Annotated in this window: 19 protein-coding genes; 12 read left to right on the top strand and 7 right to left on the bottom strand. The window is 69.2% G+C overall.

Features of this window, described 5'->3' with window-relative positions; all coding sequences use genetic code 11:
- Positions 1-3: 3 nt before the first annotated feature.
- The 4 genes from ABZ016_RS22140 to ABZ016_RS22125 all read right to left on the bottom strand — a co-directional run bounded on the left by ABZ016_RS22140 (position 4) and on the right by ABZ016_RS22125 (position 7,981).
- Entirely contained in the window at positions 4-1,083 is a 1,080-nt protein-coding gene (locus ABZ016_RS22140; RefSeq protein ID WP_356918361.1) for a family 43 glycosylhydrolase, read from the bottom strand.
- Positions 1,080-2,600, bottom strand: a complete 1,521-nt coding sequence (locus ABZ016_RS22135) for a family 43 glycosylhydrolase (protein WP_356918360.1) — start codon at positions 2,598-2,600, stop codon at positions 1,080-1,082. The genes ABZ016_RS22140 and ABZ016_RS22135 overlap by 4 nt, the downstream gene beginning before the upstream one ends.
- The gene (locus ABZ016_RS22130; protein ID WP_356918359.1) at positions 2,593-4,998 is read right to left on the bottom strand and encodes a glycoside hydrolase family 3 N-terminal domain-containing protein; all 2,406 of its coding nucleotides are present in this window, start codon (positions 4,996-4,998) and stop codon (positions 2,593-2,595) included. Before ABZ016_RS22130 ends, ABZ016_RS22135 begins: the two co-directional genes overlap by 8 nt.
- A gap of 169 nt (positions 4,999-5,167) precedes the next feature.
- A complete protein-coding gene (locus ABZ016_RS22125) occupies positions 5,168-7,981 on the bottom strand; it encodes a glycoside hydrolase family 78 protein (protein WP_356918357.1) in 2,814 nt (937 codons plus the stop codon).
- 341 nt (positions 7,982-8,322) lie between these two features.
- Between ABZ016_RS22125 and ABZ016_RS22120 the strand changes: the two genes are divergently transcribed.
- The 10 genes from ABZ016_RS22120 to ABZ016_RS22075 all read left to right on the top strand — a co-directional run bounded on the left by ABZ016_RS22120 (position 8,323) and on the right by ABZ016_RS22075 (position 22,046).
- Entirely contained in the window at positions 8,323-9,354 is a 1,032-nt protein-coding gene (locus tag ABZ016_RS22120) for a LacI family DNA-binding transcriptional regulator (protein WP_356918356.1), read from the top strand.
- 395 nt (positions 9,355-9,749) lie between these two features.
- Positions 9,750-11,276: an ABC transporter substrate-binding protein gene (locus ABZ016_RS22115; RefSeq protein ID WP_356918355.1), complete on the top strand. Its 1,527-nt coding sequence runs from the start codon at positions 9,750-9,752 to the stop codon at positions 11,274-11,276.
- A 45-nt stretch (positions 11,277-11,321) separates the two neighbouring features.
- On the top strand, positions 11,322-12,248 hold the full coding sequence (locus ABZ016_RS22110; protein WP_356918354.1) for an ABC transporter permease: 927 nt from the start codon (positions 11,322-11,324) through the stop codon (positions 12,246-12,248).
- The gene (locus ABZ016_RS22105) at positions 12,245-14,017 is read left to right on the top strand and encodes a dipeptide/oligopeptide/nickel ABC transporter permease/ATP-binding protein (RefSeq protein ID WP_356918353.1); all 1,773 of its coding nucleotides are present in this window, start codon (positions 12,245-12,247) and stop codon (positions 14,015-14,017) included. The genes ABZ016_RS22110 and ABZ016_RS22105 overlap by 4 nt, the downstream gene beginning before the upstream one ends.
- Before the next feature lies 1 nt (position 14,018).
- The gene (locus tag ABZ016_RS22100; protein ID WP_356918352.1) at positions 14,019-14,861 is read left to right on the top strand and encodes an ATP-binding cassette domain-containing protein; all 843 of its coding nucleotides are present in this window, start codon (positions 14,019-14,021) and stop codon (positions 14,859-14,861) included.
- Positions 14,858-16,951 carry a Tat pathway signal sequence domain protein gene (locus tag ABZ016_RS22095; protein ID WP_356918350.1) on the top strand — a complete coding sequence of 698 codons (2,094 nt, stop codon included), beginning with the start codon at positions 14,858-14,860 and terminating at the stop codon, positions 16,949-16,951. Before ABZ016_RS22100 ends, ABZ016_RS22095 begins: the two co-directional genes overlap by 4 nt.
- Before the next feature lie 739 nt (positions 16,952-17,690).
- The gene (locus ABZ016_RS22090) at positions 17,691-18,722 is read left to right on the top strand and encodes a sugar phosphate isomerase/epimerase family protein (protein WP_356918349.1); all 1,032 of its coding nucleotides are present in this window, start codon (positions 17,691-17,693) and stop codon (positions 18,720-18,722) included.
- Positions 18,719-19,627 carry a transketolase gene (locus ABZ016_RS22085; RefSeq protein WP_356918348.1) on the top strand — a complete coding sequence of 303 codons (909 nt, stop codon included), beginning with the start codon at positions 18,719-18,721 and terminating at the stop codon, positions 19,625-19,627. Before ABZ016_RS22090 ends, ABZ016_RS22085 begins: the two co-directional genes overlap by 4 nt.
- Entirely contained in the window at positions 19,624-20,577 is a 954-nt protein-coding gene (locus ABZ016_RS22080; RefSeq protein ID WP_356918346.1) for a transketolase C-terminal domain-containing protein, read from the top strand. The genes ABZ016_RS22085 and ABZ016_RS22080 overlap by 4 nt, the downstream gene beginning before the upstream one ends.
- On the top strand, positions 20,577-22,046 hold the full coding sequence (locus ABZ016_RS22075) for an FGGY family carbohydrate kinase (RefSeq protein ID WP_356918345.1): 1,470 nt from the start codon (positions 20,577-20,579) through the stop codon (positions 22,044-22,046). Before ABZ016_RS22080 ends, ABZ016_RS22075 begins: the two co-directional genes overlap by 1 nt.
- 107 nt (positions 22,047-22,153) lie before the next feature.
- Here the strand turns inward: ABZ016_RS22075 and ABZ016_RS22070 are convergent, their stop codons facing one another.
- The 3 genes from ABZ016_RS22070 to ABZ016_RS22060 all read right to left on the bottom strand — a co-directional run bounded on the left by ABZ016_RS22070 (position 22,154) and on the right by ABZ016_RS22060 (position 23,718).
- Complete coding sequence (locus ABZ016_RS22070) at positions 22,154-22,783, bottom strand: TetR/AcrR family transcriptional regulator (protein WP_356918344.1); 630 nt, start codon at positions 22,781-22,783, stop codon at positions 22,154-22,156.
- Complete coding sequence (locus ABZ016_RS22065; RefSeq protein WP_356918343.1) at positions 22,776-23,228, bottom strand: DUF1569 domain-containing protein; 453 nt, start codon at positions 23,226-23,228, stop codon at positions 22,776-22,778. Before ABZ016_RS22065 ends, ABZ016_RS22070 begins: the two co-directional genes overlap by 8 nt.
- A gap of 127 nt (positions 23,229-23,355) precedes the next feature.
- Positions 23,356-23,718, bottom strand: a complete 363-nt coding sequence (locus tag ABZ016_RS22060; protein WP_356918342.1) for a hypothetical protein — start codon at positions 23,716-23,718, stop codon at positions 23,356-23,358.
- Positions 23,719-23,884: 166 nt separating this feature from the next.
- Between ABZ016_RS22060 and ABZ016_RS22055 the strand changes: the two genes are divergently transcribed.
- A complete protein-coding gene (locus ABZ016_RS22055; protein ID WP_356918341.1) occupies positions 23,885-25,039 on the top strand; it encodes a histidine kinase in 1,155 nt (384 codons plus the stop codon).
- Positions 25,027-25,686 (top strand): response regulator transcription factor, encoded by a 660-nt coding sequence (locus ABZ016_RS22050; RefSeq protein WP_356918340.1) that lies wholly within the window; start codon positions 25,027-25,029, stop codon positions 25,684-25,686. The genes ABZ016_RS22055 and ABZ016_RS22050 overlap by 13 nt, the downstream gene beginning before the upstream one ends.
- Positions 25,687-25,723 lie beyond the last annotated feature (37 nt).

Here is a 25,723-nt window from a genome sequence, read left to right as displayed (position 1 = left end):
CCGTCACTTGGCGTCCTCGACACGCCACTCGTCGTGCCATTCGATCACTGGCATCTCACCGTCGAACCGGATGGGTAGCCACACGTGGTCCGCGACCGATGTATCGGCCTCGGGCAGTACGAGGGAAGGAGCCTCGCGCCCCTCCGCCTTCGCCGAGTAGTGGCGTCGGAAGGCTTCGCCCCAGTTCGACTCCTCCTCCGACAGGTGGGGCAGCCACCGGTCCGCGATCGCGATGTAGAGGTCGTCGTGGTCCGGGTGCTGGAAGACGGAGCTGATCTGAGACCGGAACGAGGTGCCGCTCGGGTCCGTGGGGTGCGGGTCGCCGAGCACGGTGAACGGGCCGTGGTACGTCTCGGCCACGGCCGCTTCCGATGGGTTCGGAAAGTACCACGTCGTACCCGAAGTGATCAGGTAGTGCTTGTCCCCGCGCCGGAAGTAGGCGGGCGCTTCACGTACCAGCGGGGGGTGCGGGCGGGGGAAGTGAATCGAGTGCACCCCCGTCAAATCCGTGTAGTCATCGTTGAGTTCGGCACAGATCAGCTCGCTGTGCACCCGCTCGAAGTAGTAGTACGCCTTGCCGTCGGCCGGATCGACGACCACGTCGAAATCGCCTGCGGACATGCCGAGCGGGCTGAGCCCCGTACGGACGATCTCGTAAGGACCGAGGAGCGAGTCCGCCGTCAGAACCGTGCAGAGCTGATCGCCGTCGGCACCCATGATCTTGAGCCAGCAGACGTACGTTCCCGTGCGCGGGTTACGGATGATGTGCGGGCGGTCAATCATCTGGGACGGGTGCAGGGGCGACGTGCGGTCGTCGAGGACCGGCGGGATGATCAACCCGCGGTCCTGCCAGTTGTAGAGGTCGGTCGACGAGTAGCAGCGGATGCCCCAGGTCCAGATGCCGCTCCCCGGCTTCGAGTGCTCCTTGTTCTCGCCGTACCAGTAGTAGACGCCGTCCTCGAACAGCACGGACCCGCCGTGCGCGTGGATGCGGTGCCCGTTCGTGTCCAGCCACGTCTGGCCGGGCCGGAAGGAGTCGTACATGGCGGTTCCCTTGGGTGTGCCCGTGGATACGGTGGTCATGAGCCGCCCTCGCCGCGGTAGCGGAAGTCGGCGAAGTGGACGGTGCCTTCCTCGGCGAACATGCCGGTGACACGGCCGGTGAACGTCGCGGAGGTCTCGACCGACCAGAACCGCCCGTCCACTTCGGCCAGTTGGGTCTCGGCGCCGGTGTCGTCCACGACGATCAGCCGGATGCGGTCGCCGGGGGGAAACCATGGGGCCCGTCCTCGCGGAGGTACCTGCGTGACCAGGCGAAGCGTGACCTGGTCGCCTGCGACCTCGGTGCTCCAGGACTGGCTGAGGGTCGGGATGCTCGCCCGCGCCGTGATCCTCGTGCCGGCTCCCGAGGCGGCCCGCTCCGCGACGAGGCAGAGAGTGAAGTCCTCGGCGAAGCGCAGTCCGAGGCCGCCGCGGCCGTTCGCCGGATCGATCCTGGTCTCGAAGAGGCTGTCCAGATGACGTTGGCGGCGGCCGACGAAGGCAGGGCGGAAGACGTCGAGACCGCCGTCGGCGGCGCGGATCGTGAGCCGGCCGGGCTGCTTGCTGACAGAGGCGAGCTCGGTGGGCGGCCGGCCGACGGCGAGCCAGCCGGGGTCGGACAGGGCGGAGCCGTCGGCGAAGTCGAAGTACTCCTCGACCGGTTCCGGACGCGGGTTGAGGTCAACGTGCGCGGGCTGCGGCCAGCCGTCGTGCCACTCCACGGCGGTGACATAGGTTTCCCGGCCCAGTGGCGAGCCGTGGCCGGCGCGGCGTGTGCCCAGTAGGACCAGGACGTCGTTGCCGTCCGGGCCTTGGACGAGGTCGGCGTGGCCTGTGCATTCGACCGGGTGGTTCCAGCCCGCCTCGCGCAGCACGGGATTGTTGGGCGCGCCCTCGTACGGTCCTTCGATGGAGCGGCTCCGCGCGATGCTCACGGCGTGTCCCTGGCTGGTGCCGCCTTCCGCGATGAGCATGTACCAGTATCCGTCGCGCCGGTACAGGTGAGGGGCCTCGGGCGCGACGAGCCCGATGCCGGACCACATCGGCCGCGGCTCTTCCAGGATCTTGCCCGCCTCAAGGTCGATCCGTGCCTGCTGGATGCCGTGGAAGCCGACGGGCTGGACCCCGTCCAGCTCCAGGGCGCTGTAGGTGACGTAGGCCGCGCCGGACTCGTCCCAGGCGAGGTCGGGGTCGATTCCGGTGATGCCGGCGATGGTGATGCCGTCGCTCCAGGGCCCGGCCGGGTCGTCGGCGGTGAACACGACGCAGCCCCGAGGGCTGTCGGTCACCGAGACGATGACGTGGAACAGTCCGTCGTGGTGACGGATGGTCGGGGCCCATACGCCGGCGGCCGAGGTGGCCTGGGCCAGGCCGACCTGTTCCTCCCTGGTCGCGACGTTGCCGATGTGCTCCCAGGTGACGAAGTCCGTGCTCCGGTAGACGGGGAGGGCCGGCAGGTACTCGAACGTGGACGTGACCAGGTAGTACGTCCCGTTGACGAGGATGCAGCTCGGGTCGGGGTTGAAGCCGGGGATCAGTGGGTTGGGCAGCTCAGACATTCTCGATCTCCACGTCGGACAGGAAGGCGCGGTCGGCGCTCGCGAGGACACGGGGCTTGCCCGCCAGGTCGAAGGCCCCTTCGACCCGCCGGTCGTCGGAGTCGAAGCCGAGGAAGAAGTCGACGCGCGCGGGCTCGACAGCGAAGTCACGGGCGAGGTTGGTGTAGCCGAGCTGGGCTGCGGCGAGGCGGAAGGTGACCCGGCGGGATTCGCCTCGGGGCAGTTCGATGCGGCTGAAGCCGGCCAGCTGCTGCGCGGGCCGGGTGAGGCCCTTGGTGTTGACCCGCACGTAGAGCTGGACGACCGTCGCGCCCGTCACCGGGCCGGTGTTGGTGACGGTGACGGCGATCCGTGCGGTCCCGTCGGTGTCGATCCCGGTGTCGTGGGACAAGTCGCCGAGGTCGAAGTCGGTGTAACTCAGACCGTGCGCGAACGGGAGAAGCGGCGTGGCTTCCAGGTCGAGATAGTGCTGGGCGACGTTCGGGGGCAGTGGGTTGCGGTAACCGGAGCCGGCCTTCTGGTGGTGGTAGACCGGGACCTGCCCGGAGTGGCGCGGGACGCTGTAGGGCAGCTTGCCGCTGGGGTTGGTGACGCCGAAGAGGACCTCCGCGATGGCCTTGGCACCGAACGGTCCGCCGTAGGGCGCCATCACGATCGCCGAGGCGTTCTGCACCACCTCGGGCAGCGCGTACGCGCGTCCCTGCACGAGTACGACGACCAAGGGCTTGCCGGTGGCGGCCACGGCCTCGGCGATACGCGTCTGCGCGGCCGGCAGGGAGATGTCGGCGGTGTCGCTGGCCTCGCCCTCGGTGCGTTCCCCGGTGAACCACAGGCTTCCGCCGCCGAGGGCGAGCACCACCACGTCGGCTTCCCGTGCGATGTCGACGGCCCGGTCGATGGCTTCCTGCTCCAGCGGGCGGGTCAGCGTGGATCCCTGTTCGCTGCGTACCTGCTGGGCGAAGTCGGAGATCTCCTCCGCGATCGAGCGGGCCCCGAACCGTTCGTGGACGAACGCCTCCGGGTCGACGGGCTCGAACATCGCCTTGTACCAGGAGGTCGTGACGTCTTCCGCGCCGAGCATGTTGCCGAGTTCGCCGCGTGTGACGGCGTCCGTCGCTTCCCGCCATGAGGCGTAGGTGTAGGTGGGGAACTGGAGTTTGGCCGCATTGGCGTGCGGCCCGATCACGGCGACGTTCAGCGTCCCGGGGACCAGGGGGAGGATGCCGTCGTTCTTGGCGAGCACCACGGAGCGCCGGGCCAGCTCATGCGAGAGCTCCGTGCCCTCGGCCGCGACCGCGGCCACGTCGATGTGCTCGGCCGGATAGGGATTCTCGAAGAGCCCCAGCTCGAACTTGGCCTTCAGAACGCGCAGGACGCTCGTGTCGACGTCGCGGACGTCCGCCTTGCCCTGCTCGACCTGTTGCGCGAGCACCTGGCCGTAGGCGTACGGCTTGGGCATCTCCACATCGAGGCCGGCGGAGATCGCGAGGCACGCCGCCTCCCCCGCGTCGGCCGCAACGCGCTGACGGTCGACCACCTGTTCCAGGGTCGTGTAGTCCGACGAGATGAACCCGTCGAACCCGAGGACCCCGCGCAGCAGGTCGGTGAGCACTTCACGGGAGACGCCCACGGGGATGCCGTCCACGTCGGCGTACGAGTTCATCACCGAGCGCAGGCCGGCGAGCTGGATCGCCGCCTCGAACGGGTAGGCGAACAGGTCCCGGGTCCAGCGCGCACCTCCCTCGTACGCCGACGTGTTGGAACCGGCGATCGGCAAGGCATACCCGAGGAAGTGCTTGCCGGTCGCGATGACACCCCGGGCAAGGTCGTCGCCCTGCAGGCCGCGGGTGAACGCGACGCTCAGTGCTGCGGACAGGTAAGGGTCCTCGCCGTAGGTCTCGTGCACCCGGCCCCACCTGGGGTCGAGCGCGACGTCCATGACGGGCGACAGCGCGTGGCGGACACCCGTGCGGATCATCTGGGCGCGGATCAGCTCGGTCATGTCCTGGACGAGGTCAGGACTCCAGGTGGCCGCGAGCCCGGTACCGGTGGGGAAGGCCATGTGGCCGCCGGCCAGGAAGCCGCTGAGCGCCTCCTGGTGGAACAGCACGGGAATGCCGAGCCGGGTCCGCTCGACTGCCTGGCGTTGGATGCTTCCGACCAACTGCGCCAGCTTGGCCGGGGTATCCACGATCAGCCCGGCCACATGGCCCGGCGGGTGCCCGAGCCATTCGTCAATCTCACCGGAGTCCGACCCGTCGGCGCGGACCAGGGTCCAGGGCATGACGGAGACGAGCTGGTGGCACTTTTCCTCAAGGGTCATCTCCCGCAGCAGCAGCTCGGCGCGCGTGGCGGCGGTGAGGCTGGGGTCACGGTGGCTGTCAGTGGGCTTGCTCAACGTTCGTTCCTTGCATGGGAGTGCCCGGAAGCTGCCGGGAGTCCGGCCGGGATGTCGCGGCGCACCTGCCGGGCGTGTGCGAACTGGTGCCCTGCTGGGTGCCGTGCTTCATGACCGGCTTCTTTCCTGGTCGTGGAGTGTTTCGGGGACGGCTCGCGCAGGAGCGCCGTCAGGCAGGGCGCAGACCGAGGATCGCCTCCAGCCGTTGCTCCAGGGAGGCCAGGCCCGCCAGCGCCTCCTGCGGTGTCAACGCGAGGACCAGTTCGGCGGCGGGTGCGTCGAGATACGCGGTGAGCCGACCGGCGACCTGTGCCTCTCCCCCGGGAACGACACCGGTCTCGACGGCGGCTGCGACGACCGCGGCCCAGGTGTCCGGGTCGTCGAGCACATCCCGGACGGTGGCCGTCGCGTGCTGGGTGGCACCGTCTGCCAGCGGATCGGGCACCTCCCATTGGTGCTTGCCGTGGCCGACGGCCTTCGGCTCGGCCGTCCCGGGCAGGTGCACCTGTGCGGTGGCCCCCACCGGCACGCGGACATCGAGGCGGAACATCCCGCCGGCCCGCTCCCAGGCGACACCGGCCTCGCCGTAGGGGGTGAGGTGGCGCGCCGAGGCGGACGTGAGGTCGGCGGACGGTCGTGGGTGGACGAGAATCTCGCGGTAGCCGGGAACGGCGGGTGCGAGGCCGGCGACGGTGCGGTGCAGCCAGTCCGCCACGGCGCCGAGCGCGTAGTGGTTGAACGACGTCATGTCACCGGGGTTGATGCTCCCGTCGGGGAGCATGCTGTCCCAGCGCTCCCAGATGGTGGTCGCCCCCATGGTGACCGGGTACAGCCAGGACGGGCAGCCGGTCTGCAGCAGCAGCCGGTAGGCGACCTGGGCGTGTCCGGTTGAGGTCAGTGCGTCGGTCACCAGGGGCGTACCGACGAACCCGGTGCTGATGCGGAAGCCGCTCGCGCGTACGAGGTCCGCCAGGCGCCGGCCGGCCCGCTCGCGCTGCTCGTCGCTTGGCAGCAGCGCCCACTCGATGGCCAGGGCGTAGACGGTCTGGGCGTCGGAGAGGACCCGGCCGGCCGGTGTGACGTAGGCGTGGGCGAAGGCCGCACGGACCTCGGCTGCCAGGGCGCCGTACCGCTCGGCCTCCCTCTCGTGTCCCAGCACTCGCGCGGCTTCGGCCACGATCTGCGCGGAGCGTGCGAAGTGCGCGGTGGCGACCACGTCGGGGTCGGCCTTGGCGCGGAAGGGATCCTCTGGTGGGGCCGTGGGGTCGAGCCAGTCACCGAACTGGAATCCGCCCGACCACAGCCGGTCCGGGCCGGCGAGGTCCGCGAGCCGGTCGACCCAGGCGCGCATGCTCGGCCACTGCCGTTCCAGGACTTGGCGGTCACCTGTGCGCTGATACAGCGTCCAGGGCACGATCGTCGCGGCGTCGCCCCAGGCAGCCGCGGTCGGCGCGGGGTCGCGCAGCACGTCCGGCACGACGTAGGGCACCGACCCGTCGGGTTGCTGCTCGGCCGCCAGGTCCGCCAGCCACGACCCGAGGAAGCCTGCGCTGTCGAACATGAACGTCGCCGTCGGGGCGAACACCTGGATGTCCCCGGTCCAGCCGAGGCGTTCGTCACGCTGCGGACAGTCCGTGGGTACGTCGACGAAGTTGCCGCGCATGCCCCACACCACGTTCTCGTGAAAACGGTTGAGCAGCGCGTGGGAGGAGGTGAACCAGCCGGTGCGGCGCAGGTCCGACCCGATCACCACGGTCTCGACGTCTTCGGCGCGCAGACCGGCAACGCCCGAGATCTCCGCGTAGCGAAACCCGTGGAAGGTGAGGGACGGTTCGAGGACCTCCTCGCCGGCACCCGCGACGAGGTAGGTGTCGGTGGCTTCGGCGCTGCGCAGCGGACGGGTGCCCAGCTCGCTGTCCTCCAGGACCTCCGCATGGCGGACGACGACCTCGCTGCCGGGCGCCAAGCCGCGCACCCGTAGCCGCACCCATCCCACGGCGTTCTGGCCGAAGTCCACCAGTGTCCGGCCCGACGGGGACGTCCACACCTTCTCGGCCGACAGGACGCAGCTGACCCGGACAGGAGGTCCTTCCGGGGCGACGAGGCGTGTGAGGTCGCCAGCGACCACCTCGACCGCCCCGGCGGCCGGGCGCCAGCCACGGCCGCGTCTGCGCAGGTCGGTGCGCTGGCCGTCGTAGAGGTCGTCGGCGAGAACCTCGCTCTCCCGCGCCGTCCACGTGCCGTCCGTGGCAAGCACATGCACCCGTCCGTCGGTGGTGGTGACCTCCAGCTGGGCCAGCAGTGCCAGCCGGTCGCCGTACAGGGCACGCTCGCCGTTGAAGCCCAGTCGGCCCCGGTACCAGCCGTTGCCGAGCAGGACCTCCAGCTCGTTCTCCCCGCTGCGGACCATTTCCGTCACGTCGTACGTCTGGTAGCGCAGCCGGTGCTCGTAGGAAGTCCAGCCCGGGGCAAGCACGAGGTCGCCCACGCGGCGGCCGTTGAGCAAGGGAACGTACACACCGTGCGCGGTCGCGTAGAGACGGGCCGTGCGTACTTCTCCCGGTACCTCGAGCGCTCCGCTGAGCACCGGAGCGGGCATACGCATGCCGGCGATACCGACCGGACTGATGAAGTCAGCCGTCCAATCAGCCGCGTCGAGGAGTCCGGCCTCCACGACGGCTCGTTCGCTCCACTCGCTCCACCAGTCCCGGCAGGCGACGCGGACCCGCACCGCGGCGTACTCCCGGGAAGCCAGGGGCCGCGCAGGCCAGGGGACCAGCACCTGCTCGGCGCTGTCGACCCGGAACCTCTCGGCAGCGCCGTCCCGAAGGATCTCGATCTCGTACGCGGTCTGGTGGTAGTCCGCCTCCGCTTGGGGAACCGACCACGACAGCCGGGGAGAGCCCGTGCCCACACCGCGGACGGGCGAGGGATCGGTGAGGTGCTCGAACCTAGGGGCGCAGGGGGCTGCAGCCACGACCATGCAAGTCTCCAGACTTCGCGAGCATTGGCGACCGGGCCCGAGACGGGCATCCGCAGCTCCGCTCAGGAACGCCCGCATATACAGGGAGGAAGCCACCTGGCGGACCGGTTTGTGTAATGTTCTACACCGGGGAGCGTAAGGAGCTGCCTGAATTCGTGTCAAGGGAACGGGAGGTACCGATCGATGGGGAGCCAGCCGGAGGCGGCGCTTGTAGCATGGCGCGAATGGACAGCAGCGGCGCCGACGTCGACCTGGAGGGTGGCATGACCGCGCCACTCGGCAGGAGTAAGCCTCATCTGGCGAGTCCCGGCGCCACCACGCAGCCTTCCAAAGGCCGACGGGTGACGATTCAGGATGTCGCCAAAGAGGCGCAGGTCTCGGTGTCGGCCGTGTCCAAGGTGCTGCGCGACGCCTATGGCGTCAGCGCGGAGATGCAGGCCAAGGTCACCGCGGCGATCGAGAAGCTGGGCTACCGGCCGCAGGCCGGCGCGCGCGCCATGCGGGGCCGCTCCTACACCGTCGGCGTCATGCTCGTGGCTCTGTCGCACCCCTTCCAGCCGGAGATCGTCGAAGGGGTCACGGACGAGCTGGAACCTACCCCCTACCAGGAAATACTCGTCACCGGCGGCCTCTCGGCCGAGCGTCAGCAGCGCAGCATCGAGGCCCTCGTCGACCGCCAGGTCGACGGCCTCATCATCATCGCGCCCCAGATGGACACCGCCTGGCTCGAACAACTCGGGGCCAGCCTGCCCACTGTGGTCGTCGCGCGCCATGGCGGCGCCACGTCCTTCGACACCGTTGTCGACGACGACCAGGGCGGCGCCCGCCTGATGGTCGACCACCTGGCGAGCCTCGGCCATCGGCGCATCCTGCACACCAGCCACCCGGCCGGGGGCCTGGAGCGCCCGCACGTCCTCGCACACACCGCACGGTGCGACGGGTACATCCGGGCCATGCAGCGCCATGGCCTCGAGCCGGACGTCATCGAGACGGCGTACACGGAGGAGGGCGGATACCGGGCGGCCGTCGAGGCGCTGTCCAGGCCGACCCCGCCGACGGCGATCTTCGCAGGTGCCGACATCGCGGCGCTCGGCGTCCTGCGAGCGGCAGAGGAGCGGGGCCTGCGCGTGCCGGAAGACCTCACCGTGACCGGCTACGACAACGTCAACGCCTCGTCGATCGGACGGGTCTCCCTCACGACGGTCGACCAGTCGGGTCACCTCACCGGCCAGATGAGCGCGCGCATCCTCCTTGAGCGGCTGAACGGCCGCACGCAGCCGACCCACTACGTCCTGGCTCCCAGGCTCGTCCCTCGCGGCACAAGCGCCGCCCCGGCCGTCGGCCTCACGACGGGTGCGGCGCACTCTTCGTAGACCTGGCGTGCCACTCTCCCTTTGCACAGCTGCCCGGCGGGTTGTGGAACATTGCACCTTCCTGGTGGTCGCGGCCGATCCCCGCGACCACGGCACATCGGCCGCCATCGCCGTTCTCCCGGCGACACAGAGTTGGATGGACCAAGATATGCCTGGTGGCAGCCGGTTCGACGTAGCCACCTGAAGATCACACTACGGGCGTGTTACGGAACCGTTACCGCTTGGGGTTGGTGCGATCCCTTGACTGGTTCCCGGTGCCTCCGTAGCTTGCCGCGTAGAACATTGCACATATCACATCGTCCAGTTCGCGCCATCTCTCATCGGGCGCTGGATAGATCTGCGTCGGCCGGCATGTAACCAGGCCGCAACTTCATTCGCGTCCGAAGGAGTCCATAATGCGGCGCACCACCCGACCTGCCGCCACGGCAGTCACGATGACCACGACCCTGGCCGCACTCGTCGCCCTGAGCGGCTGTACCGACGCGAGTTCCACCTCGGGGAACGCCGGCGGCAAGGATACGCTCACGCTCGGCATGACCCAGGACATCCAGGGCTGGGACCCCGTGAACCAGCCCAGCTACCAGGGCTGGGGCGCCGCGGCAGTGTATGAATCCCCCTTCCGGTGTGACGCCCTGGGCAAGCCCCATCCCGCTGCCGCGAAGACCTGGACCTTCAAGTCGGACAACACCGGCGTGACGATTCACCTGCGCCCGGGCATGAAGTTCTCGGACGGGACGCCGGTGAACTCGGCGGCCGTGAAGGAGGCGGTCAAGTACGCGGCGACACATGGCGCCAGCACCGCCCGCTTCGCCGGCATGCAGGTCTCCACGCCGGACGACCTGACCGCCGTGATCTCCACGAAGCCGAACCCGCTGCTCACCGCGCGCCTGTGCGAGCTCAGGCTGGCCAGTCCGAAGTACCTGGCCTCGGGCAACCGGAACAAGGCTCCGGTCGGCTCGGGCCCGTACACCCTCGACGCATCGGCGACGACCGGTGGCTCGGTCTACACCTTCGTCAAGAACGACGCGTACTGGGACGCCAAGTCGTTCCCGTACAAGAAGCTCGTGCTGAAGGTCATCACCAGCGAAACAGCGACGATCAACGCGCTCAAGACCGGGCAGATCGACGGCTCCCTGATCACACAGGCGACGTACAACCAGGCCAAGTCATCCGGACTCAAGATCCAGATGCAGCCGAGCGAGGTGGCCCGGCTGCTGCTGACAGACCACCTCGGCAAGAAGATCCCCGCCCTGGGCAACGTGGACGTGCGCCGTGCGATGAACATGGTGTTCGACAAGGACGCCATAGCGAAGAACCTCTTCCGAGGACTGGCGGAGCCAACCCCGCAGATCTTCCGCCCTGGATCCGCGGCGTACATCAAGGACCTCAAGGACCCCTACCCCTACGACGTCGAGGCCGCGAAGGCTCTGATGAAGAAGGCGGGCTACGCGAACGGTTTCAGCATCGAGATCCCGTACATGCAGGGGCAGAACCTGGACGCGCTGATGCCGGTCGTCAAGCAGCAGCTGGGCCTGCTGAACATCAAGGTCAAGCAGGTCACCCTGTCCGGCCCGAACGCCATCAGTGAACTGCTCAGCGGCAAGTACCCCATCCCCATGTGGGTGCTCGGGAACTACGGCGAGTCGCGGCTGGACATCGCCGACTACATCCTGCCCGACGGCATCTGGAACGTCAGTCACCAGACCGACCCGACGGTGGCCAAGCTCTGGGACAAGATCCTGACCGACGACCCGCAGCAGTCGGCCAAGGATCAGCAGGCCATCAACCGCTACGTCGTCGACCAGGCCTGGTTCGTTCCGATGGTCTCCACGGGCACCATCTACGCCTACAACCCCAAGCTCAAGGTCCGGAAGTCCACCGACCCGTCCGGCCTGCACCCGCTCCTGTGGGACTTCCAGTAGCCCCCACAGCGTGAACGATTGGAGCCGCAGGTGTTGGGTTCAGTGGTGAGGAAGCTGGCGCGCTCGGTGGGTGTGCTGCTCGTCGTCAGCTTCGCGACGTTCGTCCTGATGTACGGCAACGGGCCCGGGATCGCACGGGCGGTCCTGGGCACGAGGGCCACTGAGGCCGACGTGCAGGCGGAGGTGGTGCGGCTCGGTCTCGACAAGCCGCTCCTGGTGCAGTACGGAGACTGGCTCCAGGGCGTCGTCACGGGCAATCTCGGCGACTCCTTCTTCACGGGGCAGTCCGTGACGTCGGCTCTTGCCTCCCGGGTGCCGGTGACGCTCACCTTGATCGTGCTGTCGCTCCTGCTGACAGCAGTGATCAGCGTCGTCCTGGGCGTCGCCGCCGCCGTCCGCGGCGGATGGTTCGACCGGGTGGTGCAGTTCCTGTCCGTCCTGGGAGCGGCCGTGCCGGCCTTCATCATCGCGATCGGTCTCGTCTTCGCCTTCGCGATCTCCGTCCGGCTGCTCCCGGCCACGGGATACGTCTCACCGGACCAGAGCGTCAGCGGGTGGCTCAAGTCGGTCACCCTGCCGGTCATCGCCTTGCTCATAGGATCCATCGCCAACGCGGCCGCGCAGTTCCGCGGAGCGGTCCTCGACACGCTCTCCCAGGACTTCGTGCGGACGCTGCGCGCCCGTGGCATCCCGGAGTCGCAGGTCGTCTTCCGACACGTACTGCGCAGTGCCGCAGGCCCCGGTCTCACCGCCCTGGGCCTGCAGACCCTCGGCCTCATCGGTGGGGCAGTGGTCATCGAACAGGTCTTCGCCCTGCCGGGTCTCGGCGACCTGAGCAACACCTCGGCCCAGAAGGGCGACGTGCCCCTGGTGATGGGGTGTGTGCTGGTGACGATCGTCGTCGTCCTCGTAGTCAATCTGCTGGGCGACCTCGTCACGGCAGCGGTCAACCCGAAAGCGAGGAAGCGATGACGACGACGCCCCCGCTGGAAGCGGCCGATCTGGTGCAGGCAGCCGCGAGGAAGAGGTCTCTCCTCAAGCGTCTGCTCACCAATCCACAGGGCGCCACCTGCCTGGCCTTCCTCCTCTTCGTGGTGTTCATGGGCCTGACCAGTCCCTGGCTGGCCCCCCACGGCCCGAACGTCACGGACCTCAACGCGGTGGACGCGTCCCCGTTCTCCTCCGGGCATCTCCTCGGAGCGGACTCGACGGGGCGGGACATCCTGTCCCGGCTGATGCGGGGCACCCAGCAGACGCTGCTCGCCTGCGTGCTGGTGCTTGCGGTGTCCGTCGTGCTCGGTGTGACCAGCGGTCTCGCCGCCGGCTTCTACCGAGGCAGGACGGACGCGGTTCTGAACTGGGTCTCCGACGTGGTCATGTCGACGCCCGGCGTGATCCTGCTGATCGCCCTGTACGCGCGGACCGGGTCGAACATCGTCGCCGCCATGGCCGTCTTCGGGCTCATCGTCGCGCCGACCTACTTCCGCCTGGTCCGGTCCGTCGTTCTCGGCGTCCGCAGTGAGCTCTACGTCGACGCCGCCAAGGTGGTCGGGCTCTCCGACCTGAGGATCGTCGGCCGCCATGTGCTGTGGGCCGTGCGCGCGCCGGTCGTCATCCAGAGCTCGTTCGTCCTTGCCGCGGGGATCACCATGGAGGCCGGTCTGGGCTTCCTCGGTCTGAGCGACCCCGCCAAGGCGTCCTGGGGCAGCGTCCTGCAGGAGGCGTTCGGCAACATCTACAACAACAAGGCCGGCGTCCTGTGGCCGGCTCTCCTCATCAGTCTGACCGTTCTGGCGCTCGTCCTGCTCGGCAACGCCCTGCGCGACGTGCTCCAGTCGTCGACCCACAGCACGACACTGTCCCCGCGCCGGCGCCGCGAACTGGCCCGGCAGGCCCAAGAGGAGCGCCAGTCGACCACCGGAGACCCCGCGGCCGCCCCGGCCGACGCGGTTCTGTCGATCCGCGGCCTGCGCATTGGCTACCCGGACGGTGAGAACGGTGTGCGCGAGGTCGTGCACGGCGTCGATCTCGACGTACGGCGCGGCGAGATCCACGGCCTGGTCGGCGAATCCGGGTCCGGCAAGTCACAGATCGCCTTCTCGACCCTGGGCATCCTGCCCCGAGAAGCGGTCGTCCTCGGCGGCAGCATCGTCCTGGACGGCAAGGACCTGCTGGCCGACGAACAGCAGCTGCGTGCGACACGCGGCCGGCGCATCGCCTACGTGCCGCAGGAACCCATGTCGAACCTCGACCCCTGCTTCACGGTCGGCGCGCAACTTACCCACGGCCTGCGCGCGGTGAAGAAGATGTCCAAGCAGGAAGCGGAAAAGGAGCTGCTGAGGCTGCTCGCACGGGTCGGCATCAAGGATCCGGAACGGGTCTTCCGCCAGTACCCGCACGAGATCTCCGGCGGCATGGCACAGCGCGTGCTCATCTGCGGCGCGGTGGCCTCGAACCCCGACCTGATCGTGGCCGACGAGCCCACGACGGCCCTGGATGTGACCGTGCAGGCCGAGGTGCTGGAACTGCTGCGCGAACTGCGTGACGAACGCGGTCTCGCCGTGATCCTCGTGACCCACAACCTCGGTGTCGTCGCTGACATCTGCGACACGGTCAGCGTCATGCGCGACGGCAACATCGTGGAACGCAGCGACGTGGACGCGCTCTTCGAGTCCCCCGCCGAGGACTACACCCGGGAACTGCTCTCATCGGCACGCCGTGTCGAGATCGCGGAGGTATGAGGTGCCAGAGCCGGTACTGAAGGTCGACAACCTCGTCGTCCGCTACGGCGGCCGGAAGGGCGCCGGGACCACGGTGATCGACGACATCTCCTTCGAGTTGCGCGCCGGGGAGACACTGAGCCTGGTCGGCGAGTCCGGTTCGGGCAAGACGACCATCGGCCGCGCCGTCCTCGGGCTCGCGCCGGTCACAGCAGGCTCGATCACCTTCCGCGGCGAGACCATCAGCAACATCTCCCGGGCCCGTCGGCGCAGGGTGGCCCGCGATATCCAGGTCATCTTCCAGGATCCCTATTCGTCGCTGAACCCGTCGATGCAGGTCGAGGACATCCTCGTCGAACCTCTTGTCGCGGCCGGGGCCGAGGGGGGGCGAACCCGCGTACGGGAGCTGCTGGACGCCGTCGGTCTCCCGGCCGACTCCGGCGGGAGGTATCCACGGGAGTTCTCCGGCGGTCAGCGGCAGCGGATCGCGATCGCTCGCGCGCTCGCCCTCGATCCCTCGGTCATCATCTGCGACGAACCCACCAGCGCGCTGGACGTGACCACCCAGGCACGCGTCCTGACACTCCTGCAGGACATCCAGCGCCAGACGGGCGTGGCCTACCTGTTCATCAGCCACGACCTGGGCGTCGTGAACGAGGTGAGCGACCGGATCGCCGTCCTCCACCAGGGCCGCATCGCGGAGATCGGCAAGGCCCACGACGTCGCGACGAACCCGCAGCACCCCTACACCCGCAGGTTGCAGATGGCGGCTCCCATCGCGGATCCGAAGAAGCAACGCCTCCGGCGCGCCAAGCGGCTGCAACTCGACACTCCGGAGCTTTCCGACCTCAAGGGGAACACATGAAGACACACGGATCGGCCGGTGACGACAGGTCGCACAGCGCCCCGGCGGGGGCATGGTCAAGACGTCATTTCGTCCGCAACGCGACAGCCGGAGCCGTGGTGATGCTGGGCGCGTCGTCGATCCAGGTCCCCCGCGCCGCGGCCGCTTCCCGGCCGCAGTGCACGGCGCGCGTGAGCGGCGGGCCGATATGGGTCACACCCGACTGCGACGACCCCCTGTACAACCAGCCTGTGATCGACAGCGAAACGGACCTCACCACACCGGTACCGCACCGCAAGGTGGCGGGTCACTTCGCGGGCACGGACAAGAAGTTCACCCTCTGTCTCCCCTCGAAGAGGCAGTGGCAGGGCCGCTTCTTCCACAAGGTGTATCCGCTGCAGGACGAGAACCCAGCCTCCGAGGACGTCGCCTTCGGCGTGGACAGCGGCGCCTACGTCGTGCAGACGAACGGCGGCATCGGCTACCGCGTGGACGCGGCCACGGCAAAGTTCTCCCGGACGTACGCGGCGCGGTACTACGGCTCGAAGCGGCGTATCTACGGCTATGTCTACGGCGGCAGCGGCGGCTCCTACCAGACCATCGGCGCCATCGAGAACACCTCGGGCGTGTGGGACGGTGCGGTGCCCTTCATCCCTGGCACGCCGGCCGCCGTCCCCAACAGCTTCACCGTCCGCGCCCTGGCCCGGCTCGTCCTGCGGGACAAGGCTCCCCTGATCGCCGACGCGGTGGCACCCGGTGGCAGCGGCGACCCTTACGCGCATCTGAACGAGGTGGAGGGGGCCATGCTGCGCGAAGCCACGGACATGGGTGTCCCACTCCGGGCGTGGGAGGACTACCGATACGTGCTGGGGCTGTCCGCCCCCGACGGCCTTCTCGGGTTCACGGCCCTCGTGCGCAGCATGGATCCCACCTACGCGGACGATTTCTGGGGCAAGCCGGGCTACCTCGGCACCGAGCAGTCACCCCTCGGCGATCTGATCCGTGCCGCACGAATCGACCATCAGGCCACGGTCAAGCAGATCAACCGGGACACCCAGAACAAGCCGACGAGCCTTGTCCTCGACACCGCACCGTCCCAGCCGGACACGACGGGACTGGATTTCACCGCCTACGAAAGCGACGGCACGACGGTCATTGGAACGCTGTCGGGTTCACTCGACCCGACCACGCGGGTCCTCACACTCGACAGTGGCAACAACGCCGGGGTGCTGGCCGCCCTCGGTACCGGCGACAAGCTGCACATGGGCAACCGGTGGTCCCTCGCCTTCCGCGCCTACCACCGCTACCAGGTTCCGACCCGTCCCGGCTTCTACGCCTGGGACCAGTACCGGGGCCCCGACGGGCAGCCCCTCTACCCGCAGCGCAAGGTCCAAGTAGGCCCCGCCATCTCCGCGTCCACCAGCGGCGGCGGCACGCACACGGGCAGGATCAACGGCAAGGTCATCGTCATCGCCAACCTCCTCGACACCGACGCCTACCCCTGGCCCGCCGACTGGTACCGCACGCGCGTCAAGGAAGCCCTCGGCGAGGGATACGACGACAGCTTCCGCCTCTGGTTCAACGACAACGCCGACCACCTCGAAGGCCCCGTCACCGGCGCCCGCGCGGCCCGGATCGTCGAGTTCACCGGCATCCTGCAGCAAGCGCTGCGCGATCTGAGTGGCTGGGTGGAGAAGGGTGTGGCACCGGCGCGCTCGACTCCCTACGGCGTGGACGACAGCCAGGTCCAGGTGCCGGGAAATGCCACGGCTCGCCGTGGAATCCAGCCCGCCGTCGATCTGACCGTCGACGGCACCGACCGGATCGATGTGCCCACCGGCCGGCCCGTCACCTTCAGGGCCAGGATCGAGGTCCCGCCCGGCGCCGGCAGCATCGTGAGGACGGAGTGGGACTTCGCCGGCACCGGCACCTTCACACCCAAGTCCTTCGGGCTACCTCGCCGCACCGTCGAGGTGAGTCAGACCTTCACCTACACCAAGCCGGGCACGTACTTCCCGGTGCTGAGGGTGGCGGCGCAGCGGCAGGGCGACACCGCAACCCCCTTCGCCCGGGTGGCGAATCTCGGTCGGGTGCGCGTCGTCGTCCACTAGAGATTTCCTTGCGCCTCCACCAGGTCCTGCGCAGCAACGCCAGCGCCGGACATCCTCTACGCCGCGTCGGGAGCCGTTGAGGGGGCGGCTCCCGACCGGCCTTCCTGCCTGGGCCGACGAGGGGTGCTGACGAGCGGCTCTCGGGGGCGCACCGTGCAGCCCGGCACCGCCGCACAACCAACAGCACCTGACGGGCTACCGGACTGCTGCGGCGTACCGCGACGAAAGGCCGGGCAGGTCGAGCGGTCCGCACCATCACAAGGAGGCGAACCTGTTAACGGTGCCAGTCCACACCCGCGGGATGTTCCACGGCAGTTGGCATGACGCTGCTGAAGAAACGAGACGATCACGCAGGATCGGCTCTGCCGTCGTCAGGTAGTTGGTCTGTCGATGAAGCCACCCGGGTACGCCGACATGTTGCCGTGGACGAGGTGGAGCAGCCCGTCAGCGTAGCTCGGTTCGGTGCGCAGACGCGCTGAAATCCGGGCAGCCGGTCAGGCCCAACAGCTGCGCCCCGTCCAACGAGCCGCTCAGCGGACGCCTGGGTGCTGTTCAGCCTGACCGACCTCAGACCCACTCCCTGCGACTGGAGCAGGACCGCGAGCGCCCAGCCATAGCCCATGGCAACGCCTCAGTGCGCCCCACGGCGTGCCTCCGCAGCGGTCCTCCTCCCCTCCCCCGGCAAGCTCGCCGGTGCACACCGTTGACACGTCGCAGTCTCATTCCTAGCGTGAGCCGCATGTATAGTCAGAGGGGCATAGAAATTCAATCACAAGGTGAACCGATCTACGGCGCCGGGGTCTGGCACTTCGCGACCTACGTCGACCGCTACGCCACGGACGGATACGGCGATCCCCGCACGATCCTCGATGCCATCAAGCTGGCGGGAGCAGTCGGTGACCTGTCCGTCCTCGACCTGAACTGGCCCTTCCCGCCCGGCGGCATCAGCACGGCCGAGGTGCGCAGCGCCCTGGCCGAGCAGAACCTGCGCGCCATCGCGGTGACGCCGGAGTTCTACACCGGCAAATTCGCCAAGGGCGGCTTCACCAACCCCGATCCCGCCGTCCGCCGAAGGGCGATCGATCTGGTCGCCGGAGCGGCCGAGGTCGGGCGCGAGCTCGGGGTGGACTACGTCAAGATCTGGCCGGGGCAGGACGGCTACGACTATCCCTTCCAGGCCGACTATACCGACCTGTGGGCCAAGTCGGTGGACGCGCTGCGCGAGCTCGCCCAGTCCTTCCCGGACCTGAAGTTCGCGATCGAGTACAAGCCGCGTGAGCCGCGCAACCGGATGGTCTTCTCCTCCGTGGCACGCACCCTGCTCGCGATCCAGGACATGGGCGTGGACAACGTCGGTGTCCTGCTGGACTTCGGCCACTCCCTGTACGGCGGTGAGACCCCGGCCGAGGCCGCACGTATGGCGATCGCTCGCGACAAGCTGTTCGCCATCGACGTCAACGACAACTTCCGGGGCTGGGACGACGACATGGTCGTCGGCTCCGTGCACCTGCTGGAGACCTTCGAATTCTTCTTCGCGCTGCACGACGCCGGTTGGCAGGGCGTCTGGCAGCTGGATCAGTTCCCCTTCCGTGAGGACCCGGTCGAGGCCGCACGCACCGGCATCCGGACCATGCGCGCCTTCCACCAGGCGCTGGGCTACCTCGACCGGGACGAACTGGCCGCCGCCCAGTCGGCGCAGGACGCCCTGGGCGCGCAGCGCAGCGCGAAGCGGGCGCTGTTCCGTGCGCTCGCGGAAAGTGAATCCGAGTGACCACCACCCTGAAGACCATGGCTCCGCTGCAGCCCGACGAGGACGCTGCCCGGATGTACCACCAGCGCAGCGCCCAGTTGCGGGCGGCATCGCCGACCGAGGCCGCCGCGGAGCTCGCCGAGATCTCGACCTCCGTCCGCCGTGACATCCTCACCACGATCCAGTCGGCGGGCATGGGCCACGTCGGCGGTGACCTGTCCGTGACCGACCTGCTGGTCACGGCACTATGGGGGACCTTGCGGATGCATCCGTCCGAGCCCGATCACCCCGAGCGCGACCGCTTCGTCCTGAGCAAGGGGCACTGTGCCGCGGCGCTGTACTCGACGCTGGCCTCCTGCGGGTTCTTCCCGCGGGCCCGGCTCAGCGAGTTCATGGCCCCGCTGTCGCCGCTCAACGGTCATCCCGCCCGGTTGAAGGTCCCCGGCGTGGAGACCAATACCGGTCCGCTCGGACACGGCTTCCCGGTCGCCACCGGTATCGCACTCGGAGCGCGATTGCGCGGCCAGACGTGGCGGACCATCGTCGTGCTGGGCGACGGAGAGATCCAGGAAGGCAGCAACTGGGAGGCCGCGATGACAGCCGCCCACTACGAACTGGCCGACCTGACGGCTGTGGTGGACCGCAACCGGCTGCAGCAGGGGGCCCGTACCGAGGACACCAAGTCCCTGGAGCCGCTGGACGCGAAGTGGGCGAGCTTCGGGTGGGAGGTCCGTGTCATCGACGGCCACGACCACGAGGCGATCAAACAGGCGTACGCGCCGTCGACCACAGGTCGCCCGGTCGCGGTAATCGCCAACACCGTCAAGGGCAAAGGTGTCTCGTTCATGGAAGACCGCGTCGAGTGGCACCACAAGGTGCCCACCGATGAGCAGGTCCGTCTCGCGCTCGAGGAGCTGAACCGATGACCGCCGTGGCCGCGCAGGCTCCCACATTCGACTGCCGGGCGGACTTCGCCGACGAGCTTGCCCTACTGGCCCGCGCCGATGAGCGGATCGTGGCGGTGTGCAACGACTCGGTGGGCTCCAGCAACCTCGTCAAGTTCCGTGAGGAGTTCCCCACCCGGCTGGTCAACGTGGGCATCGCGGAGCAGGACATGGTCGGTGTGGCGGCCGGCCTCGCCAACGCCGGGTTCGTTCCGTTCGTGTCCGCCGCGACGCCCTTTCTGACCGGGCGTGCGCTGGAACAGATCAAGGCCGACATCGCCTACACCTACCGGCATGTCGTGCTGTGCGGGCAGAGCCCCGGCATGGCCTACGGCGAGCTCGGCCCCACCCATCACGGCATCGAGGACCTCTCCTGGATGCGTGCGATACCCGGGCTGGAGATCATCGTCCCCGCGGATCCTGCGGAGACCCGCAGCGCGGTGCGCTGGGCCGCCGCCTCGGGCAGGCCGACCTACATCCGCGTTCCCCGGTTCAAGGTCCCCGCCGTCACTCCCGACGGCACGCCGTTCGACGCCGGCCAGGCCACCTGTCTCGCCGACGGCACCGATGTCACCCTGATCGCTGTGGGCACGATGGTCTCGCGTGCGCTGGAGGCAGCCGAACTCCTCGGGCGACAGGGGGTCTCGGCCCGCGTGCTCAACATGACGTTCGTCGAGCCGCTCGACGTGACTTCCGTGGTGGCCGCCGCCCGGGAGACCACTGCCATCGTCACCGCGGAGGAAGGACTACTCTCCGGTGGCCTGGGAGCCGCGGTCGCCAAGGCCGTGGCCGAGCACCACCCCGTCCCGGTGCGCATGCTGGGCGTGCCCACCTTCGCCCCGACCGGCAGCGCGTCCTTCCTGCTCGACCACTTCGGCCTGAACGCCGAAGGCATCGCCGCCGCCGCGCGCGAGGCCCTTGGACGGGCCTGATGAAGCCACATGTTCTCGCCATCGATCAGGGCACCAGCTCGACCAAGGCGCTGCTCCTGGACGCCGTCGGCGACGTCGTCTCCCGGGCGAGCGCGCCCCTGTCGCAATTCCACCCGGGCCCCGGCCTGGTGGAGCAGGACGCTCTGGCGCTCCTGGGCAGTGTGCGCACCGCGGTCGCCGACTGCATGAAGGCCGCTGACCCGCGCTCCGTGGCCGGCGTGGCGCTGAGCACCCAGCGTGAGTCGGTTGTCCTGTGGGACGCGGTGACCGGCCTGCCCGTCGCTCCTCTGGTCAGCTGGCAGGACCAGCGCGGATCCGAACGCGCCGACTGCCTCGCCCGCGCAGGGATGGGCGAGGCAGTCAGGCGACGCACCGGTCTTCCGCTCGACCCGATGTTCTCCGCCCTGAAAATGGCCGCACTCCTCGACCAGCACGATCCCTCCCGCGCACTCACCAGCACCGGCCGCCTGCGCCTCGGCACCGTGGACGCGTATCTCCTGCACGCGCTGACTGGGGAGCTGGTCACCGAGGTCGGCAACGCCTCCCGAACCCAACTGGTCAACCTCACGACAGGTGAGTGGGACGACGAACTGCTCGGCCTCTTCGCCGTCCCGCGCCCGGCATTGGGCCGGATCGTCGCGTCCAACGGGCCCTTCGGGAGGCTGCGGGGACTCGATCCCCTGCTCGACGGCACCCCGGTGCTCGCGGTCCTGGGCGACTCGCACGCCGCGCTGTTCGCCCATGCCGGCTGGCGTCCCGGCATCGTCAAGGTCACCTACGGCACCGGCTCGTCCGTCATGACGGTGACGGACTCTCCAGAACCGGCCGAGCAGGTGTGCAGCACGATCGCCTGGTCCACCGGCCGGCCCACCATCGCCCACGAAGCCAACATCCGCTCCACCGGTCGCACCATCACATGGCTGGCACAGCTGCTCGGCATCTCGCCGGACGAGGCCATACAGCTTGCGGCCGACGCGAACGCGGGCGACGTGACGCTGGTCCCGGCGTTCGGCGGCGTCGGAGCGCCCTGGTGGGACGCCCACACCGTACCCGTCCTCGCCGGGTTCGACTTGGGCACCAGCCGCGCTCAGCTGGCGCGCGCCGCGCTGGAATCGGTCGCCTACCAGGTGGGAGACGTCGTTGCTGTCCTGCCTGGCCTGCGTCAGGTTGTCGCCGACGGCGGTCTGAGCCGCAGTGACACGCTCATGCAACTGCAGGCCGACGTCGCCGACGTGGCCGTGGCGCGCACCCGGCACCACGAACTCTCCGCCGTGGGGGCCGCCCATCTGGCAGGACTCGAGCTGGGCCTGTGGACGACCAGTGACTTGGAGGAGCGCGCGGACAGCGACATGCAGATCTTCACCTCCGGTTGGGACGACGCACGGCGCCGCAGCACGGTCGCACGATGGCACCGGTGCCTTGAGGCCGCGCGCGACCTCGGCAAGGGCGGCGGCCACGGGCCGTCATGAACACATCTGAGCTGCGAGGTCAGGCCGTCGGGGCTCGGCTGGGAGCATCTGTACGGATCATGGGTACTCCGACCGCACACGCGCCAGTGCTCGTGTCGACCTGGCCACTAGGGACGCTCGACGCCGCCGAAATCGCTTCCGATGGCGCGCAGCAGGAAGGGCAGCAGCCGGTCGGCCGTCCGTGCCGCGGCGGCCGCGTCCACCCGGTCCGGCGGCAGTGAGGTGAGCAGGAACCTGCTCACCATGGGACCGATCACCAGGTCGCCGAGCACGTCGGCGTCCTCGACCGGCGCGATCTCGCCCCGGTCGACGGCCCGTCGCACGATCTCGTCCACGTGCCGGCGTACGGGCGTCAGGAACGCGGTAGCGAGGGCCTCGGCCAGGACGGTGTTGTGCGCGGCCTCGCCGACCAGAGCTCGCATCAACCACCCGCTCCGACCGGTCAGAGCGGCAGCTTTGTCCCGAAGCACAGCGCGCAGGTCACCTTCGAGCGTGCCGGTGTCGGGCGGCACCTGGAGGTCACGGATGTGGGTGGAGGCAGCGGCGATCACCAGGTCTTCCTTGGAGGACCAGCGGCGGTAGAGAGTGGCAGTGGACACTCCGGCGCGGGCTGCGACGGCAGCGGTGGTCAACCCGCCGTAACCAATCTCGGCCAGAACGGCCAGCGTGGCGTCCAGCAGCGCCCGGTCCCGCGAGGCGTCGCGGGGGCGTCCCCGGCTCGGCGCGGGGTCAGGCATCGACCAGTCCCGGGAGGTGTTCGGCCAGGTGCATGGCGTGCAGCCGCGCGAACTCGTCGTGTGTGCAGCGTCCGTAGGCGGGGTGGGGGGCATGCTGTGCCGTGTGGCCTGTGAACAGGGCCACCGCGTCCGCGAGGCTGGACGCGGCCTCTGCCACCGGCAGGCTCGGGTCCAGCGGCGGGGCCCCGTCGATTTCCGCGCCGAGCGGGTGCTTCATCGCTCCTCGACGCAGGAAGACGCGTTTGGCCAGGGCGCCTGCCGTGGCCCGGAACAGGGCGGGCTTGAGCTTGGGGTATCCGGTCACGGAGTAGCGGACAGTCTGTGCACAGTGCTGCAACGTCTGTGACAGGTTCCAGGGACCGCCCGAGGCCAACAGGTCGGATTCGGGGCGGCCGAGGTTCTTGTGCAGCCGCTCAGTGAGCTCAGTGAGGACAAGGGAGGTCATGGCACGAGCATACGTCCATGCGAAACGAACACATTTCGTTTCGTATGTGCTCCGCGGAATGCATTCCCCGAGCTTCCGGCGAGGCGCGCCGACCTAGGCGATCTTGAAGCGGCTGGTGACGTCGGCGTCAGGCCCGCTCCGGCTGCGGCTTCGCGCGCTTCTGGAGCAGCCCGAGGCCTGCCCCCAGAGAGACGACGCCCATACCGACCGCGGCCATGATCCCCTGCGTGCCCTCGACCGCGACGCCGCAGAACGCGGCGACGGCGCCGTTGAACAGGAACAGGAACCACAGCACCGGCCGCGAGCCGAGGAACGACTTGATCGGTTCCTTCCGAGCGATCCGGGAGCCCGCCACGAGCGAGACAGCGATGCCGCCGTAGGTGGCGAGATCCTTCGCCGTGCCGTCGAGGACGGCGCCGGAGGCCACGCCTGCTGCGAGGCCGACCACGAAAACGAGCCAGAGAGCGATGGACGCGAGCAGGGACTTCATGAGGGGTTTCCCTTTCATGGGGGACGAGTTCGCCTGCATCCACAGTCCCGTGATCCGTGCACCGCTCCGAGAGAGCGCGCTCCCGGATCGAGGGTGTAGCCGACTACACCCCTTTAGTGTCGGCCGCTCCACCGTCGCCCGGCTCTCGGCCGCTTAACGTGGGCATATGTGGAAAGCTATGCGGCAGGCCGGGCGGGCCACGGTCCACCTGACCCTCGCCGCGGTGATGGCCTTCGGCCTGTACCTCTTCATCACGGTTTTGCTGATCACCGCCATCGGCACGCTCGCGGTGGTCGGAGCCTGGCTGCTGCCGGAGACAGTGCTGCTCATCCGCCGCATCGCCGGCGCCAAGCGGCAGATGACAGCCGCGTGGACGGGCCGCCAGATCCCCGAGGCGTACCAGGCCCTCACCGGTTCACTGCGGCACCGGCTGCGCATCGCGGTCCGCGATCCCGGGACCCGTACCGATCTGCTCTGGATGCTCGCCTCCTACCTCTACGGCGCTCTGGTCTTCCTCGCGCTGCCGCTGTGGCTGCTCGGACTGGTCGTCGACGGGGTGTGGTGCGGCCTGCTGCGCCGCGAAGCCGTCGTACTTCCGCTGATCACCCGGCTCGCCGACCTGGAGGCCCGCTGGTCGCAGGCCCTCCTCAGGCCATCCCCCGAGGCGCTCCTCGCCGCCCGGGTGGAGGAACTGGCCGCCACCCGGGCCGACGCGATCGCCGCGCATGAGGCCGAGCTGCGCCGCATCGAACGAGACCTGCACGACGGCGCCCAGGCCCGCCTGGTGGCCCTGTCCATGCGTATTGGCCTGGCGCAACGCGCCTACGACCGCGACCCCGACACCGCTCGAAAGCTGCTCGACGACGCCCAGGACCATGCTCAGGAGGCCCTGACCGAGCTACGGCACGTGGTGCGCGGCATCCACCCACCGATCCTCACCGACCGTGGCCTGGTCGGCGCGGTGCGGGCGCTGGCTGCCAGCAGTGGACTGGAGGTGACCGTGGAGGTCCTGGGCGGTCTGGAGGAGGGGCCGCGGCCCCCGGCGGCGGTGGAGGCGGCCGCGTACTTCGCTGTGGCCGAGGCGCTGACCAACGCGGCCAAGCACAGTGGCAGCCAACGGGCTATCGTGCGTCTGGAACGCCTGCGCGCAGGGCTGCGGGCCGTCGTCCGGGACGAGGGCATGGGCGGCGTGGACGAACACGGCGGCTCGGGCCTGCTGGGCATCCGCCGCCGCGTCGCCGCCCTCGACGGCACGGTCACCGTGACAAGCCCCGCCGGGGGCCCGACCGAGATCCAAGTGGAGCTGCCGTGCGTGTGGTGATCGCCGAGGACAACGCCCTGCTCAGAGAGGGGCTCGTCCTGCTGCTGAACTCGGCCGGGCACGAGGTGGTGGCCGTCGCCAGCAGCGGGCCGGAGATCCTGCCCGCGCTGCTCGAGCACCGACCGGACATCGCCGTGCTGGACGTGCGGATGCCGCCGCACTTCCGCGACGAGGGCATGCGCGCCGCCCGCGACGCGCGGGAGCTCATTCCGGGACTGCCGATCCTGGTCCTCTCCCAGTACGTCGAGGAGTCGTACGCCGCCGAGCTGCTGGGCGGCGGGGCGAGAGGGATCGGTTACCTGCTCAAGGACCGCGTGGGGCGGGTCGACGAGTTCCTCGACGCGCTGGAGCGGGTCGCTACGGGCGGCACCGCCCTGGACCCGGAAGTCGTCACCGAGTTGCTCACCCGCCGTCGGGACACGCCGATCGACACCCTCACCCCGCGCGAACGCGAGGTGTTGAAGCTCATGGCCGAGGGCCACGACAACGCCACCATCGCCAAGACGCTCGTCGTGACCGAGCGCGCAGTGCACAAGCACATCGGCAACGTGTTCCTGAAGCTGGGCCTGCCGCCCAGCGACAGCGGGCACCGCCGAGTCCTCGCCGTGCTCGCCTACCTCAACAGCCCTCAGAGCAGCCACTCCTGACTTGCGATGGAGTCGTGGCCCCGGCTCCCGCCGGGGC

The organism is Streptomyces sp. NPDC006372 (assembly GCF_040612515.1).
Lineage (GTDB): Bacteria > Actinomycetota > Actinomycetes > Streptomycetales > Streptomycetaceae > Streptomyces.
Note: the sequence above shows the minus strand (reverse complement) of the source record. Positions and strands in the feature narration are given on the sequence as shown.

Coding starts and splice junctions, on each gene's coding strand:
- ABZ016_RS22140 (WP_356918361.1), bottom strand. CDS start 1,083: ATGACCACCGTATCCACGGGCACACCCAAGGGAACCGCCATGTACGAC.
- ABZ016_RS22135 (WP_356918360.1), bottom strand. CDS start 2,600: ATGTCTGAGCTGCCCAACCCACTGATCCCCGGCTTCAACCCCGACCCG.
- ABZ016_RS22125 (WP_356918357.1), bottom strand. CDS start 7,981: ATGGTCGTGGCTGCAGCCCCCTGCGCCCCTAGGTTCGAGCACCTCACC.
- ABZ016_RS22115 (WP_356918355.1), top strand. CDS start 9,750: ATGCGGCGCACCACCCGACCTGCCGCCACGGCAGTCACGATGACCACG.
- ABZ016_RS22105 (WP_356918353.1), top strand. CDS start 12,245: ATGACGACGACGCCCCCGCTGGAAGCGGCCGATCTGGTGCAGGCAGCC.
- ABZ016_RS22095 (WP_356918350.1), top strand. CDS start 14,858: ATGAAGACACACGGATCGGCCGGTGACGACAGGTCGCACAGCGCCCCG.
- ABZ016_RS22090 (WP_356918349.1), top strand. CDS start 17,691: ATGTATAGTCAGAGGGGCATAGAAATTCAATCACAAGGTGAACCGATC.
- ABZ016_RS22080 (WP_356918346.1), top strand. CDS start 19,624: ATGACCGCCGTGGCCGCGCAGGCTCCCACATTCGACTGCCGGGCGGAC.
- ABZ016_RS22075 (WP_356918345.1), top strand. CDS start 20,577: ATGAAGCCACATGTTCTCGCCATCGATCAGGGCACCAGCTCGACCAAG.
- ABZ016_RS22070 (WP_356918344.1), bottom strand. CDS start 22,783: ATGCCTGACCCCGCGCCGAGCCGGGGACGCCCCCGCGACGCCTCGCGG.
- ABZ016_RS22065 (WP_356918343.1), bottom strand. CDS start 23,228: ATGACCTCCCTTGTCCTCACTGAGCTCACTGAGCGGCTGCACAAGAAC.
- ABZ016_RS22060 (WP_356918342.1), bottom strand. CDS start 23,718: ATGAAGTCCCTGCTCGCGTCCATCGCTCTCTGGCTCGTTTTCGTGGTC.
- ABZ016_RS22055 (WP_356918341.1), top strand. CDS start 23,885: ATGTGGAAAGCTATGCGGCAGGCCGGGCGGGCCACGGTCCACCTGACC.